At 73.1% G+C, this 13,694-nt stretch carries 10 protein-coding genes; 8 read left to right on the top strand and 2 right to left on the bottom strand.

All coding sequences use genetic code 11. From position 1 onward, the window contains the following. The first annotated feature begins 101 nt into the window (after window positions 1-101). From dacB to folE, 6 genes are all read left to right on the top strand, one after another. Window positions 102-1,694, top strand: coding sequence for a D-alanyl-D-alanine carboxypeptidase/D-alanyl-D-alanine endopeptidase (dacB, locus tag PUR71_RS40520; RefSeq protein ID WP_329932310.1), 1,593 nt, complete (start codon window positions 102-104; stop codon window positions 1,692-1,694). A gap of 474 nt (window positions 1,695-2,168) precedes the next feature. Then, window positions 2,169-3,347: a zinc-dependent metalloprotease gene (locus PUR71_RS40515; RefSeq protein WP_329932309.1), complete on the top strand. Its 1,179-nt coding sequence runs from the start codon at window positions 2,169-2,171 to the stop codon at window positions 3,345-3,347. Window positions 3,348-3,615: 268 nt separating this feature from the next. Then, entirely contained in the window at window positions 3,616-4,743 is a 1,128-nt protein-coding gene (tilS, locus tag PUR71_RS40510; RefSeq protein WP_329932308.1) for a tRNA lysidine(34) synthetase TilS, read from the top strand. Between the two features lie 70 nt (window positions 4,744-4,813). Continuing rightward, the gene (gene hpt, locus PUR71_RS40505; RefSeq protein ID WP_030059589.1) at window positions 4,814-5,368 is read left to right on the top strand and encodes a hypoxanthine phosphoribosyltransferase; all 555 of its coding nucleotides are present in this window, start codon (window positions 4,814-4,816) and stop codon (window positions 5,366-5,368) included. Between the two features lie 227 nt (window positions 5,369-5,595). Then, the gene (gene ftsH / locus PUR71_RS40500; RefSeq protein ID WP_329932307.1) at window positions 5,596-7,653 is read left to right on the top strand and encodes an ATP-dependent zinc metalloprotease FtsH; all 2,058 of its coding nucleotides are present in this window, start codon (window positions 5,596-5,598) and stop codon (window positions 7,651-7,653) included. Between the two features lie 118 nt (window positions 7,654-7,771). After that, entirely contained in the window at window positions 7,772-8,377 is a 606-nt protein-coding gene (gene folE, locus PUR71_RS40495) for a GTP cyclohydrolase I FolE (RefSeq protein ID WP_329932306.1), read from the top strand. A 46-nt stretch (window positions 8,378-8,423) separates the two neighbouring features. Here the strand turns inward: folE and PUR71_RS40490 are convergent, their stop codons facing one another. Together PUR71_RS40490 and PUR71_RS40485 are read right to left on the bottom strand one after the other, a co-directional pair. After that, window positions 8,424-9,212: a ferritin-like domain-containing protein gene (locus PUR71_RS40490; protein WP_329932305.1), complete on the bottom strand. Its 789-nt coding sequence runs from the start codon at window positions 9,210-9,212 to the stop codon at window positions 8,424-8,426. 115 nt (window positions 9,213-9,327) lie between these two features. Next, entirely contained in the window at window positions 9,328-10,482 is a 1,155-nt protein-coding gene (locus PUR71_RS40485) for an alpha/beta hydrolase (protein ID WP_329932304.1), read from the bottom strand. Window positions 10,483-10,857: 375 nt separating this feature from the next. On the opposite strand from PUR71_RS40485, the gene PUR71_RS40480 reads away from it, so the two are divergent. Then, window positions 10,858-12,696: a phosphatidylglycerol lysyltransferase domain-containing protein gene (locus tag PUR71_RS40480; protein WP_329932303.1), complete on the top strand. Its 1,839-nt coding sequence runs from the start codon at window positions 10,858-10,860 to the stop codon at window positions 12,694-12,696. Window positions 12,697-12,764: 68 nt separating this feature from the next. Continuing rightward, the gene (folP, locus tag PUR71_RS40475) at window positions 12,765-13,637 is read left to right on the top strand and encodes a dihydropteroate synthase (protein WP_329932302.1); all 873 of its coding nucleotides are present in this window, start codon (window positions 12,765-12,767) and stop codon (window positions 13,635-13,637) included. Window positions 13,638-13,694: the final 57 nt, after the last annotated feature.

The following is a 13,694-nucleotide window of genomic DNA, read 5'->3' as shown; positions in this document are numbered from 1 at the left end:
TGTCTCCTACGGGAGAGAGTGCTCGGGAAAGGGGCCGGTCGGTGGGAGCAGGGGTCGGGGCGGGGCGCCGCCGCAGGGGGACGGCCGCGGGACGGTTCGGGGTGGCGCTGCTCGTCACCGGGACGGTGCTGGCGTCGGGCGGGGGCGCGTACGCGCAGCCGTCGCCGACGCCGGGCGGGCACAGTGCCGGGCACGGGGACGGCGGCCGCGGCCAGGGCGGACAAGGGGGCCAGGGCGACCAGGGCGGTCAGGGCAACCAGGGCGACCAGGGGCAGGGCGACCAGGGCAAGAACGGCCACGGCAAGGGCAAGCGCTCCGGCGACCCGGGCAGCCAGGGCACAGCCGAGCCGACCGGCAAGGGCGGCGCCCCCGCTCCCGGTGGCAGCGCGTCCCCGCTCGCCCGCCCGGCCCCGGCGCCGGGCGCCGTCCTGGCCGCCGTCGAGCCCGGCCGGGACAAGACCTCGCCGCCCACCGCGCAGGGCCTCCAGCAGGCGCTCGCCGCCGCCCTCGCGGACCGCGGCCTCGGCACGGTCACCGTCGCCGTCGGGGACGCCGCCGACGGCCGCCTGCTCTACGGCTCCGGCGAGAACACCCCGGCCACACCGGCCTCCACCACCAAGCTCGCCACCACGGTCGCGGCCCTCTCGCTGATCCCCGGCGACACCCGGCTCACCACCCGGGTGGTCAAGGGCGCCGACCCCGGCGCGATCACCCTCGTGGGCGGCGGCGACCCGACGCTCACCGCGCTGCCCGCCGACCAGGTGCAGATCGCCGGCCGGCCCGCGGACGCCGACACCGCCCCCGCCTCGCTCGACGCGCTGGCCCGGCAGACCGCCGCCGCCCTGAAGGAGACCGGCACGACGACGGTCCGGCTGGACTACGACCTGTCGATGTACGCGGGCAGCACGCGGCACGACAACTACGACGCGGAGAACATCCCGCTCGTCGTCCCGCTGATGGTCGACGAGGGCAAGGCCGACCCGAAGAGCCGCGAGGACGCGCCGGCGCGCGTCGCCGACCCGGCCGGCGCGGCCGCCGACGCCTTCGCGGCCCTGCTCAAGGCCCAGGGCATCACCGTCGAGGGCAAGGCCAAGCCCGCCCCCACCCCGGCCGCGGCCACCGCCCCCGTCCTCGGCCGGGTCGACTCGCCGACGATCGCCCGGCTCGTCGAACGGCTCCTCACCACCTCGGACAACACCATCGCCGAGGCGATCGCCCGCCAGGTGGCCATCGCCGCCCACCAGCCCGCCAGCTTCGAGGGCGCCGCGACCGCGGTGAAGCAGGAGCTCGGCCGGCTCGGCGTGACGACGACGAACGTGACCCTCAACGACGGCAGCGGCCTGCACCGCGGCAACGCGATCCCGCCGGCCGTCCTGGTCCAGCTCCTCACCCTGGCCGCCTCCGACCAGCACCCCGGCCTGCGCCCGGTCATCACCGGCCTCCCGATCGCCGGCTTCAGCGGCACCCTCGGCAAGCGCTACGGCTCCGGTTCGGGCGCCGCCGACGCGGCCGGCCTGGTCCACGCCAAGACCGGCACCCTGAGCGGCGTCAACACCCTCGCCGGGACGGTCGTCGACGCGGACGGCCGCCTCCTCGCCTTCGCCGTCATGGCCCGCACCGACGCCGACGCGGACGCCGCCCGCGCCGCCCTGGACCGCGTCGCGGCCCGCCTCGCCACCTGCGGCTGCCACTGACCGCCCCGCGGGCACGGTCCCGCAGGCCGCGCGGGAGGGGGAAACGGGGGGCGGCACCACAGCGTCGACGGTGCCGCGAGCCTGGGTCGGCAGCCGCTGCCTCAAGGCCGCGCGCCCGTCAGCCCGTGCCCGCCCACGGGCACGAGCCCCAGCCGCCCCAAGGCGTCCTCCTGGCCACCGAGTGGGGCCTGCGGTGACGCGACGCTGTTTGCCCTACGGGCCTCGACCGGCTCCCCTGCCGGCCCGAGGGCGCCGTCGTGCCCGCTGACCGGCGGGCGGTCCGCCGTGTCCAGGGCGACTGCGTGCTCTCTCCGCCGGCCCTGCCTCGGCCACGCCCTCCAGCCGTTGTGCGCCCGGCCGTTGGGGTTCTCCGCAGGGGCCGGGGCGGATGTGGTTGGGGGGTGGCGGGATGGGGCAGGGCGTGGGTGGGGCCGGTGGCTGCCCCGGGCGGGGCGGAGCACGTACGGTGAGGGCATGACGAGCGCGAGCGGCGGTTCTGACATGGTCGACTGGAATCTCGCGGTCGCCACCGCGACCCGGCTGGTGCGGCCGGGGCCGGAGGTGAGCCGGGCGGAGGCGGCGGCCGTGGTGGCCGAGCTGCGCCGGCACGCCCTGGCGGCCGAGGAGCACGTGCGGGCGTTCACCGGGATGCGTTCGACGAGCCTGGCGGACGCCGTCGCGACGCCCGTGCTCGTGGTGGACCGCCCCGGGTGGGTGCGGGCCAACGTGGCGGGGTTCCGGACGGTGGTCCGGCCGCTGGTGGAGAAGCTCCAGGCCCGCCGGGCGAACGGCCCGGCCGCGGGTGTGCTCGGGTCGGTGGGGGAGAAGGCCACCGGCATCGAGGTCGGCGCGCTGCTGGCGTTCCTGGCGACCAGGGTGCTCGGCCAGTACGAGACCTTCGCCCCCGCGGAGCCCTCGCTGGAGGCGCCGGACAGCCCGGCCGCCCTGTTCGACAAGCCGCGCCTCGGCCCGGACGGGCCCGGCCCGGGCCGGCTGCTGCTGGTCGCGCCGAACATCGTGCACGTCGAGCGGGAGCTGGACGTCGACCCGTCCGACTTCCGGCTCTGGGTGTGCCTGCACGAGGAGACCCACCGCACGCAGTTCACGGCGGTGCCCTGGCTGCGCGACCACATCCAGTCCGAGGTGCAGTCCTTCCTGACCGAGACGGACGTCGACCCGGGCGCTCTGCTGGACCGCCTGCGCGACGCGGCCGGCGCGCTGGGCGGCGGCCTGCCGGGGGTCGGCGGCCGCGAGCCCGCCGGGGCGTCCACCGGGCTGCTCGAGGTCGTCCAGACGCCCGCGCAGCGCGAGATCCTGGGCCGGCTGACGGCGGTCATGTCGCTGCTGGAGGGCCACGCGGACGTGGTGATGGACGGGGTCGGCCCCTCGGTGGTGCCGACGGTCGCGGAGATCCGGGAGAAGTTCCAGCAGCGCCGGGACCGCGGCGCGAACCGGCTGGACCTGCTCCTGCGCCGGCTGCTCGGGATGGACGCCAAGCTGCGCCAGTACCAGGACGGCGCGGTGTTCGTCCGGGGCGTGGTGGAGCGGGTCGGGATGGAGGGGTTCAACCGGGTCTGGACGTCCCCGAACACCCTCCCGACCAAGGAGGAGATCCACGACCCGGCCGCCTGGGTCGCCCGCGTCGCCCGCTGACGGGGCAGCGGCGGACCGCCGCCGGTCGGCGGTCGACCGGGTCCCGAGCCCGTTCGTACGAGTGGTCCAATCGGGCAGACCGACGGAGAAGATACGTTTCTCCATTCACCCGAACGTGGGACGGTGGTCGTACCGGTGGCGCGGGTGGCGTAGCGGGTCGCTCCTTTCTGCCACCATCTGTGAGCGCCCGGTAACAGGGTGCTCACATGTGCGCGGTTCCTGCCGCGCCCGCCGCCGTCCTGTCCCCTCCGTCGAGGAGTCGTCCGCCGTGGGCCCTCACCCCGCCGTCGCCGCGATACGCCTGGCCGTCCGCCGCACGCTCACCGACCTCGCAGCCGAGGCCGGTTCCACCTTCACCGCGCCCGCCCGCGAGGCCCGCGAGCGCGCGGCCGACGCGCCGCTGGTCGGTGCCGCCGTCGGCACCACGCTGATCGGCAACGCCGCCCGCCACCCCTCCGGGCTGCCCCGCACCCCCGCCGCCCCCGGCTCGCCGCTCGTCCTGGTCGCCGTCAGCGGAGGCGCGGACTCCATGGCGCTGGCCATCGCCGCCGCCTTCGAGGCCCCCAAGATCGGATTGAGGGTCGGTGCCGTCACCGTCGACCACGGCCTCCAGGAGGGCTCCGGCGAGCGCGCCGCCCAGGTGGCCGAGCGGCTGCGCTCGCTGGGCCTGGACCCGGTCGAGGCGATCCCGGTCCGGGTGGGCCGCGGCGGCGGCCCCGAGGCGGCCGCCCGGGACGCCCGCTACGCCGCCCTGGACGAGGCCGCCGAGCGCCACGGCGCCATCGCGGTGCTGCTCGGCCACACCCGCGACGACCAGGCCGAGACCGTCCTGCTGGGCCTGGCCCGCGGCTCCGGCGCCCGCTCGCTGGCCGGGATGCCCGCCCAGAAGGGCCGCTACCGCCGCCCGCTGCTGGAGCTGGACCGGGCCGCCACCCGGCAGGCCTGCTCCGCCCAGGCGATCCCGGTCTGGGACGACCCGCACAACTGCGACCCCGCCTACACCCGCTCCCGGGTGCGCCACGAGGTGCTGCCGGTGCTGGAGAAGCACCTGGGCGGCGGCGTGGTCGAGGCGCTGGCCCGCACCGCCCGGCTGTTCCGCGACGACGCGGACGCGCTCGACCAGTGGGCGGCCCTGGCCGAGCGGGACCTCCGGACGGGCGAAGGCACCCTGGACGCCGCGAAACTGGCCGAGCTGCCGTCCGCCGTCCGCCGCCGGGTGCTGCGCCGGGCGGCGCTGCGGGCGGGCTGTCCGGCCGGCGACCTGTTCGCCCGTCACCTGGAAACCGTCGACCTGCTGGTCACCGGATGGCGGGGTCAGGGGCCGCTGCACCTACCCGGGGGCGTCGAGGCCACCCGCAGGTGTGGCACGCTGGTCTTTCGGCGGCAGGGCGACTGACGGGCGGGCATGCCCCGGGGGAGCCGGCCGCCGGCCACACAGACCCCGAACGTTTGAGGACGTATCCCCGGTGGACCAGAACGACATGGGCGCTGACCTCGCGAAGGTGCTCATCAGCAAGGACGAGATCGACGCCAAGCTCCTCGAGCTGGCGGAGCGCATCGACCGGGACTACGCAGGCAAGGACCTGCTGATCGTCGGCGTCCTCAAGGGGGCCGTGATGGTCATGGCCGACCTCGCCCGGGCCCTCCACTCGCAGGTCACCATGGACTGGATGGCCGTGTCGTCCTACGGCATGGGCACCAAGTCCTCCGGCGTGGTGCGCATCCTCAAGGACCTCGACACCGACATCGCCGGCCGGGACGTCCTCATCGTCGAGGACATCATCGACTCCGGTCTGACGCTGTCCTGGCTGCTGGGCAACCTGGGCTCGCGCGGCCCGGCCTCGCTGGAGGTCTGCACCCTGCTGCGCAAGCCGGACGCGGCCAAGGTCGAGATCGACGTCAAGTACGTCGGCTTCGACATCCCCAACGAGTTCGTGGTCGGCTACGGCCTGGACTACGCGGAGAAGCTGCGCAACCTGCCGTTCATCGGCACCCTCGCCCCGCACGTCTACGGCGGCTGAGGACCCCGTTCGGGTTACGGGCGGGAACAGGAGGTTGTTCCCGCCCGTTGACCGGGGGGACAAAGAACCACAGCCGTGTCGCCGTGCTCCCGCCACCGGCGGGTCCGACTGCGGTACGGTCCAATAAACCGCTCTTCACATGAGCACCGATTCCGGATGCGCCGCGGCCCACAGCCCCCCGGCGCCGCTGAGTGGCAGGAGGGACGGGGCGGCAACGCCCCGCATGGATGGACGTCAAGCGATACTTCCGTGCGCCGATCATGTGGATCGTGCTGGCCGTCCTCGCCGTCATCGTTTTGATGCAGGTCGTTTCGGACTCGAACGGCTACAAGACGGTGGACACCGGTCAGGTCGTCGCAGCGATCGACGCGAAGCAGGTCAAGTCGGCGCAGATCACCACCGGTGACTCGAACACGATCAAGATCCAGCTGAAGGACGGCGCCACGCTGTCCAACGCCGGTACGGGCAAGACCCCGTCCGGCAGCAAGTTCCAGGCCTCGTACATCGGCGACCAGGGTGTTGCGATCGCCGACAAGCTCCAGGCCCAGATCAACGACAACGACTCGAACACGCTCGCCGAGGGCTACACCATCAGCCCGGAGAAGCAGAGCACCTTCGTCAGCCTGCTGCTGTCGATGCTGCCGATCGTGATCATCGTCCTGGTCTTCCTGTTCCTGATGAACCAGATGCAGGGCGGCGGTTCCCGGGTCATGCAGTTCGGCAAGTCCAAGGCCAAGCTGCTCACCAAGGACACCCCCAAGACCACCTTCTCCGACGTCGCCGGCGCGGACGAGGCGGTCGAGGAGCTCCACGAGATCAAGGAGTTCCTGCAGGAGCCGGCCAAGTTCCAGGCCGTCGGCGCCAAGATCCCCAAGGGCGTGCTGCTCTACGGCCCGCCCGGGACCGGCAAGACCCTGCTGGCGCGCGCCGTCGCGGGCGAGGCCGGGGTGCCGTTCTACTCCATCTCCGGTTCGGACTTCGTCGAGATGTTCGTCGGTGTCGGCGCCAGCCGCGTCCGCGACCTCTTCGAGCAGGCCAAGGCCAACGCCCCGGCGATCGTGTTCGTCGACGAGATCGACGCCGTCGGCCGGCACCGCGGCGCGGGCCTCGGCGGCGGTCACGACGAGCGCGAGCAGACCCTCAACCAGCTGCTGGTCGAGATGGACGGCTTCGACGTCAAGGGCGGCGTGATCCTGATCGCCGCGACCAACCGCCCCGACATCCTGGACCCGGCGCTGCTGCGCCCGGGCCGCTTCGACCGCCAGATCGCGGTGGAGCGCCCCGACCTCCAGGGCCGTCTGGACATCCTCAAGGTGCACCAGAAGGGCAAGCCGATCGCGCCCGACGTCGACCTGTCGGCCGTCGCCAAGCGCACCCCCGGCTTCACCGGCGCGGACCTGTCGAACGTCCTCAACGAGGCCGCTCTGCTGACCGCCCGCTCGGACAAGAAGCTGATCGACAACGGCATCCTGGACGAGGCGATCGACCGCGTCGTGGCCGGTCCGCAGAAGCGCACGCGGATCATGTCCGACAAGGAGAAGAAGATCACCGCGTACCACGAGGGCGGTCACGCCCTGGTCGCGGCGGCCTGCCAGTACAGCGACCCGGTGCACAAGATCACCATCCTGTCCCGCGGCCGGGCCCTCGGCTACACCATGGTGCTGCCGGACGAGGACAAGTACTCCACCACCCGCAACGAGATGCTCGACCAGCTGGCCTACATGCTGGGCGGCCGCGCGGCGGAGGAGCTGGTCTTCCACGACCCGACCACCGGCGCCTCGAACGACATCGAGAAGGCCACCGCGACGGCCCGGGCCATGGTCACCCAGTACGGCATGACCGAGCGCCTCGGCGCGATCAAGTTCGGCAGCGACAACTCGGAGCCCTTCCTGGGCCGCGAGATGGGCCACCAGCGCGACTACTCGGAAGAGGTCGCCGGGCTGGTCGACGAAGAGGTCAAGAAGCTCATCGAGACCGCGCACAACGAGGCCTGGGAGATCCTGGTCGAGAACCGCGACGTGCTCGACAACCTGGTCCTGGAGCTCCTGGAGAAGGAGACCCTGAACAAGGAGCAGATCGCCGAGATCTTCGCCCCGATCGTCAAGCGCCCGGCCCGGCCGGCCTGGACGGGCTCCGCCCGCCGCACGCCGTCCACCCGGCCGCCGGTGCAGTCGCCCAAGGAGCTGGCGCTCACCAACGGCGCCGCCGCCACGGCCGACACCGCTCCGGTCGACATCGTGAAGCTCCCGCCGCTGCCGACCGCCGAGCCGCCCACGGAGGGCTGATCCGGCGCTCCTCGCGGAGCCGGGACGGAATGGATGCCGCGTCACCAGGGTTTGTACCCTGGAGGCGCGGCATCCGTGCTGTTCGCCCCGACGTTCCCCCTGAGTAAGCGAGGCCCGCATGATCGACCCGGTGACTCTCGACGGCCCGTCCGCCGTCGGGACCTTCGACCAGAAGCGGGCCGAGAACGCCGTGCGCGAGCTCCTGCTCGCCGTGGGGGAGGACCCGGACCGCGAGGGCCTGCTGGAGACACCGGCCCGCGTCGCGCGCGCGTACAAGGAGATATTCGCGGGCCTGTGGCAGGAGCCCGAGGACGTCCTGACGACGACCTTCGACCTCGGCCACGACGAGATGGTGCTCGTGAAGGACATCGAGCTGACGTCCGTCTGCGAGCACCACCTGGTGCCGTTCCGCGGGGTGGCGCACGTCGGGTACATCCCGTCCGCCAGCGGCAAGATCACCGGCCTGTCCAAGCTGGCCCGGCTGGTCGACGTCTACGCGCGCCGTCCGCAGGTGCAGGAGCGGCTGACCAGTCAGGTCGCCGACGCGCTGATGCGGATCCTGGAGCCCCGCGGCGCCATCGTCGTCGTCGAGTGCGAGCACATGTGCATGTCGATGCGCGGCATCCGCAAGCCGGGCGCCAAGACCATCACGTCCTGCGTCCGCGGGCAGCTGCGCGATCCGGCCACCCGGGCCGAGGCGATGAGCCTGATCATCGGGCGCTGAGGGCCGTCAGGGCTCTCACGGGGGCCCGCCGGGTCCTCGGAAGCGCTCAGATCGTCTCGTGCTCGGCGTGCGGGGGCGCCGGGGTGCCCAGCGCGTTGCGGCGCTCGGGCATCCGCAGCCGCACCATCCGCCGCCAGCCGACCGCGCGGTCGTACAGGTAGAGGGCGTGCACCCCGAGGGTGACGACCGCCAGCTGCCAGCGCGGCCAGTGCAGGATCCGGGCCATCCGGGAGGTCACGGCGAGGCCGACGTCCCGGTGGGTGCGGATCTCGCCGCGGGCGCAGGTCTCCAGGACGTGCCGGATGTACGGGCCGTGGCCCTCGGCCCGCAGCCGCAGCAGCTCCTCGTGGCAGTACGCGAGGTGGTTGTCCTCGTCGGCGGAGATCATCCGCATCGCGCGCCCGAGGTCGGGGTCGTCCCCGTACACCTTGACCAGCTGGCGCATCTGCTCGGCCGCGCGCTGCTCGGTGACCCGGCTGTGGGCGAGGTAGGTGATGATCTCGCGGTCGGACAGCGGGACGTCGCTGTTCAGCCGTTCGTGGGACAGGCCGACGCCCTTGGCCTCCAGCAGCATGCAGTAGTCGGCGTCGGCGGGGACGGCGACCTTGGGCAGGCCGCGCTTGTTCAGCAGCTGGGTGAAGATCCGGCCGTGCTTGCGCTCGTCGGCGCCGTGCCGGGCGACCTTCGGGGCGAGGACCGGGTCCCGGGTGAGCGCGGTGATCCGTTCGTTCTCCCAGCCGCCCTGGTCCTCCCCGCCGGCCGCGATGCTGCAGAACAGCTGGTAGGCCTCGTCGTTGCGGTAGATCTCGTTGAAGAGCGAGCGAGTGCTCAGCACGGCGCCTCCTGTGCGGATCCGTCCGGCGCCCTCCGGGGCCGGACGGGCGGTCGCGATACGTTCCCCCGAGCCCGCCGGCCGGACGGACCGACCGGTGGGTAATCACCCGCCCGTGTCAGCCGAGGTGCGAGCCCATCCACTCCAGCGAGGCCGGAAGTTCCCGGATCCAGCTGTCCCAGTTGTGGCCGCCGTCGTCCAGGTATAGCGACTCCACCTTGAACCGCGGGTTGCTCGCGGCCGTCTGCTGGGCCTGCTCGACGAACTGGACGGTCTGCGCGTAGTCGGCCTCCTTGCGGGTGGAGACCACCAGGAGGTTGAGGGCCGGGGCCGGGAGGTTCTGCAGCCGCCAGCCGAGGTCGCTCTGCTGGGCGAGGTTCCTGTCGCCGTTGAAGAGGTTGCCGCCGGTGAACTGGTCCTCGCGCACGGTGAAGTCGCCGTGCAGGCCGACAGCGCTGCCGTAGACGTTGGGGAAGCGCATCGCCAGCCGCATCGCGCAGCTGCCGCCGGTCGAGTAGCCGAAGACCCCCCAGGAGCCGGCCGAGCGGCCGATCCGGTAGGTGGAGCCCAGCGCCTCCGGGAGGTCCTTGACGAACCAGGTCTCGGCGCGGGGGCCGCCGGGGACGTCCACGCACTCGGTGTCCCGCGGCGGGGCGACCGTCGGGCGGGCCAGGACGACGATGGTCGGCGGCATCTTGCCGTTCTTCTGGAGGTCCACCGCGGTCTGGACGACCGGCAGCTCCTTCAGCATGTTCAGCGTGGTGCCGGGGAAACCGGCGATGCCCACCATCACCGGGAAGCGGACCAGCGCGAACTTCGGGTCGAAGTACTCGGGGGGCAGGTAGACGAACATCTGGTCGGAGTAGCCGGTCTCCTTGCCGCTGACCCGGACCGACTCGATCTTGCCGACCTCCTCGGGGGCGCCCTTGGGCAGGTTCGGGACCGTCTCCAGGCCGCCCTCGGTGGTGGGCTGCACCAGCGCGTCCGAGACCGGGGTGCTGCCCTTGTGGTTCTCGTTGCTGGTGAGGACGAGCTTGGTGCCGCCGGGGCTGAGCAGGTCGTCCCAGGACGTGTAGAACCCGAAGGAGTTGTTCACCGACAGCGCCAGCACGGCCAGCACCGAGGCCTGGGTGACCGTCAGCAGGCCGATCCGGCCGAGGACCGGCAGCGGGCGCTGCCGGGCGAGCCGGGGCCAGAGCCAGAGCGTGGCGATGAGAGCCGCAGCGCCGAGTGCGAGCAGCGAGTCCACCAGCGCGTCGCTGGTCAGTTCCATGCCGTCGGCCTTCCGATGGGACCCTGTCGGTGCACGCTTCATCGTCTGGCGGCCCGTCAGCCGCGGCCACCGCGACTAGGCTGTCCGGACGCCGGGGCCGTCCGGGAGGCCGGGGACGAGCGGGGGGCAACCGGCGCCCTAGAATGCGGCGTCCACCGTACGTAACGCGTCCGGGTGGCCCTCGTCGCACTGCACAACGGTGGCCACCGGCTCCCACCCCCGGCTCGGTCGCAGCGCGCCTCGGCACCGGTTTACCAACCGTTTCCGGTTCCTTTGTGTGCGTATGGCCTGATGAAGGAAAAGGCATGAAGGTCCATCACACGTGCTCCCCCGGAGTGACGGGACAGCCCCACGCAGCCTCTACGCTGAGCTCCCATGAGTGTTCCCGTGTCCGATGAGCCGAGCCCCGAGCAGCCGCGCCGCCGTCGCGGTCTGCAGACGCTGCGCAACCAGGCCGCTGCCGTCCCGAGGGCCTGGCTGCCCGGAGCGGTCGGCTACGCCTGTCTGCTGATCGGACTGGTGGACATCGCCAGTGCGGTGTTCCCCAAGCTCCGGCACACCAAGATGCACACCGTCGCCGGCCAGCTGCCGGGCGGGACCACCTCCCTGGCCGCGGTGGGCACGCTGATGATCGGCCTCCTGCTGGTGCTGCTCGCGCACGCGCTGCGCCGGCGCAAGCGCCGGGCCTGGCGCGCGGTCTGCGTCCTGCTGCCGGTCGGCGCCGCGCTGCACATCGTGCGCTGGCACCAGATCGGCCCGGCCGTCGTCTCCCTCGTCGTCCTCGCCGTGATGCTCGTGCACCGCCGCGAGTTCTACGCCAAGGCCGATCCGCGCACCCGGTGGCGCGCGCTGGTCAACCTGATCGTCATGGGCGCCGTCAGCGTCCTGCTCGGCCTCATGATCGTCAGCGTCCGGACCCGCTACGAGGTCGGCCACCCCGGCCTGTACGAGCGGCTCGAACACGTCGCCTACGGCCTCTTCGGCTTCGAGGGCCCGATCCGCTACAACAACGAGCGGATGTCCGACCTGGTCGCCTACCTGCTCGGCGGGCTCGGCCTGCTGACCGCCTTCACCACCGCCTACCTGGCGCTGCGCCCGGGCAAGCCCAAGCCCGAGCTCACCCCGCAGGACGAGGAGAAGGTCCGCGGCCTGCTCGAGCGGCACGGCGAGCGCGACTCGCTCGGCTACTTCGCGCTGCGCCGCGACAAGAGCGTGCTGTTCTCGCCCACCGGCAAGGCCGCGATCTCCTACCGGGTGGTCTCCGGCGTGATGCTCGCCTCCGGCGACCCGGTCGGCGACGTCGAGGCCTGGCCCGGCGCGATCAAGGTCTTCATGGCCGAGGCCCGCGAGCACGCCTGGGTGCCGGCCGTCATGGGCTGCAGCGAGGTCGGCGGCGAGGTCTGGACCCGCGAGGCGGGCCTGGACGCGCTGGAGCTCGGCGACGAGGCGATCGTCGACACCGCCGCGTTCTCGCTCTCCGGCCGCGCGATGCGCAACGTCCGCCAGATGGTCAAGCGGATCGAGCGCAACGGCTACTCCTGCAAGGTGCGCCGCGTCCGCGACCTCACCCTCGACGAGAAGTACCGGATCGCCGACGCTGCCGCCCGCTGGCGCGGCACCGACACCGAGCGCGGGTTCTCCATGGCCCTCGGCCGCTTCGGCGACCCGCTCGACGACGACTGCGTCGTGGTCACCGCCCACAAGGCGCCCGAGGAGGGCGAGACCGGCGACGACCTCAAGGCCGTGCTGCACTTCGTGCCCTGGGGCCCGGACGGCATCTCGCTGGAGCTGATGCGCCGCGACCGCGCCGCCGACCCCGGCCTGAACGAGCTGCTGATCGTCGCCGCCCTGCAGGCCGTGCCCGACCTGGGCGTGCGCCGGGTGTCGCTGAACTTCGCGATGTTCCGCTCGGCGCTGGCCCGCGGCGAGCGGATCGGCGCCGGACCGGTGCTGCGGGCCTGGCGCGGCCTGCTGGTCTTCCTGTCGCGCTGGTTCCAGATCGAGTCGCTGTACAAGTTCAACGCCAAGTTCCAGCCCGAGTGGGAGCCGCGCTTCCTGGTCTTCCCGAGCACCCGGGACCTGCCGCGGATCGGCTTCGCCGCGATGCAGGCCGAGGCCTTCATCACCCTCGGCATGCCGCGCTTCGGCCGCAAGCGCCAGCGCGAGGGCCTGATGCCGGCCCCCGCCGCCGGCGAGGTCACCGAGGCCGCCTGAGGCAGCGCAGGACCCAGCGGGGCCCCCGCCGAGAATCCTCGGCGGGGGCCCCGTTCGATAATGAGGGCATGAGCGATACGCCGTCCTTCTCCGTTCCGGCCGGACTGCCGCGGCTCGGCCGCTGCGCCGTGATGGGCGTGGTCAACGTCACGCCCGACTCCTTCTCGGACGGCGGGCTGTGGCACGACCCGGCCCGCGCGATCGCGCACGGGCTCGCACTCCGGGCCCGCGGCGCGGACCTGGTGGACGTCGGCGGCGAGTCCACCCGGCCCGGCTCCCAGCGGGTGACCGAGGAGGAGGAGCTCGCCCGGGTGCTGCCCGTCGTGCGCGAGTTGGCCGACGCCGGGGTCGTGGTCTCCATCGACACCATGCGCGCCTCCGTCGCGGAGCGGGCCGTGGCGGCCGGTGCCGCGATCGTCAACGACGTCTCCGGCGGACTGGCCGACCCGGCCATGGCGCACGTCGTCGCCGAGACCGGCGTGCCGTTCGTGGTGATGCACTGGCGCGGGCAGTCCGCCGACATGGACCGGCTGGCCGTCTACGGCGACGTCGTCGGGGACGTCGTCGCCGAGCTGACCGCGCGGGTGGACGCACTGGTGGCGGCCGGCGTCAAGGAGGAGCAGCTGATCCTCGACCCGGGGCTGGGCTTCGCCAAGACCCCCGAGCACAACTGGGCGCTGCTCGGGCGGCTGGACGCGCTCACCGCGCTCGGCCGTCCCGTCCTCGTCGCCGCATCGCGCAAGCGGTTCCTGGGTACGCTGCTCGCCGACCCGGAAACCGGGGAGCTGCGCCCGGCCAGGGAGCGCGACGACGCGACCGCTGCGGTGTCGGTGCTCTCGGCCCGGGCCGGGGCCTGGGCGGTGCGGGTGCACGACGTGTCCGGCACGGCGGATGCCGTCCGGGTGGTCGCGGCCTGGCAGCGCGCGGCCCGGTTGGGGTAGGACGGGAGGGTCTGTGGCAGGTGACGGCAGGTTGAGCGGGGCCGCGGCGGGACGGGC

This window comes from Streptomyces sp. SP17BM10 (genome assembly GCF_036322405.1).
Taxonomy (GTDB): Bacteria; Actinomycetota; Actinomycetes; order Streptomycetales; family Streptomycetaceae; genus Kitasatospora.
The sequence above is the reverse complement of the archived record's forward strand: the minus strand, read 5'-3'. Positions and strand labels throughout refer to the sequence as shown.

What these genes read in the sequence shown, in the direction of transcription:
- PUR71_RS40515 (WP_329932309.1), top strand. Translation starts at nt 2,169, where the DNA reads ATGACGAGCGCGAGCGGCGGTTCTGACATGGTCGACTGGAATCTCGCG.
- ftsH (WP_329932307.1), top strand. Translation starts at nt 5,596, where the DNA reads ATGGACGTCAAGCGATACTTCCGTGCGCCGATCATGTGGATCGTGCTG.
- folE (WP_329932306.1), top strand. Translation starts at nt 7,772, where the DNA reads ATGATCGACCCGGTGACTCTCGACGGCCCGTCCGCCGTCGGGACCTTC.
- PUR71_RS40485 (WP_329932304.1), bottom strand. Translation starts at nt 10,482, where the DNA reads ATGGAACTGACCAGCGACGCGCTGGTGGACTCGCTGCTCGCACTCGGC.
- PUR71_RS40480 (WP_329932303.1), top strand. Translation starts at nt 10,858, where the DNA reads ATGAGTGTTCCCGTGTCCGATGAGCCGAGCCCCGAGCAGCCGCGCCGC.
- folP (WP_329932302.1), top strand. Translation starts at nt 12,765, where the DNA reads ATGAGCGATACGCCGTCCTTCTCCGTTCCGGCCGGACTGCCGCGGCTC.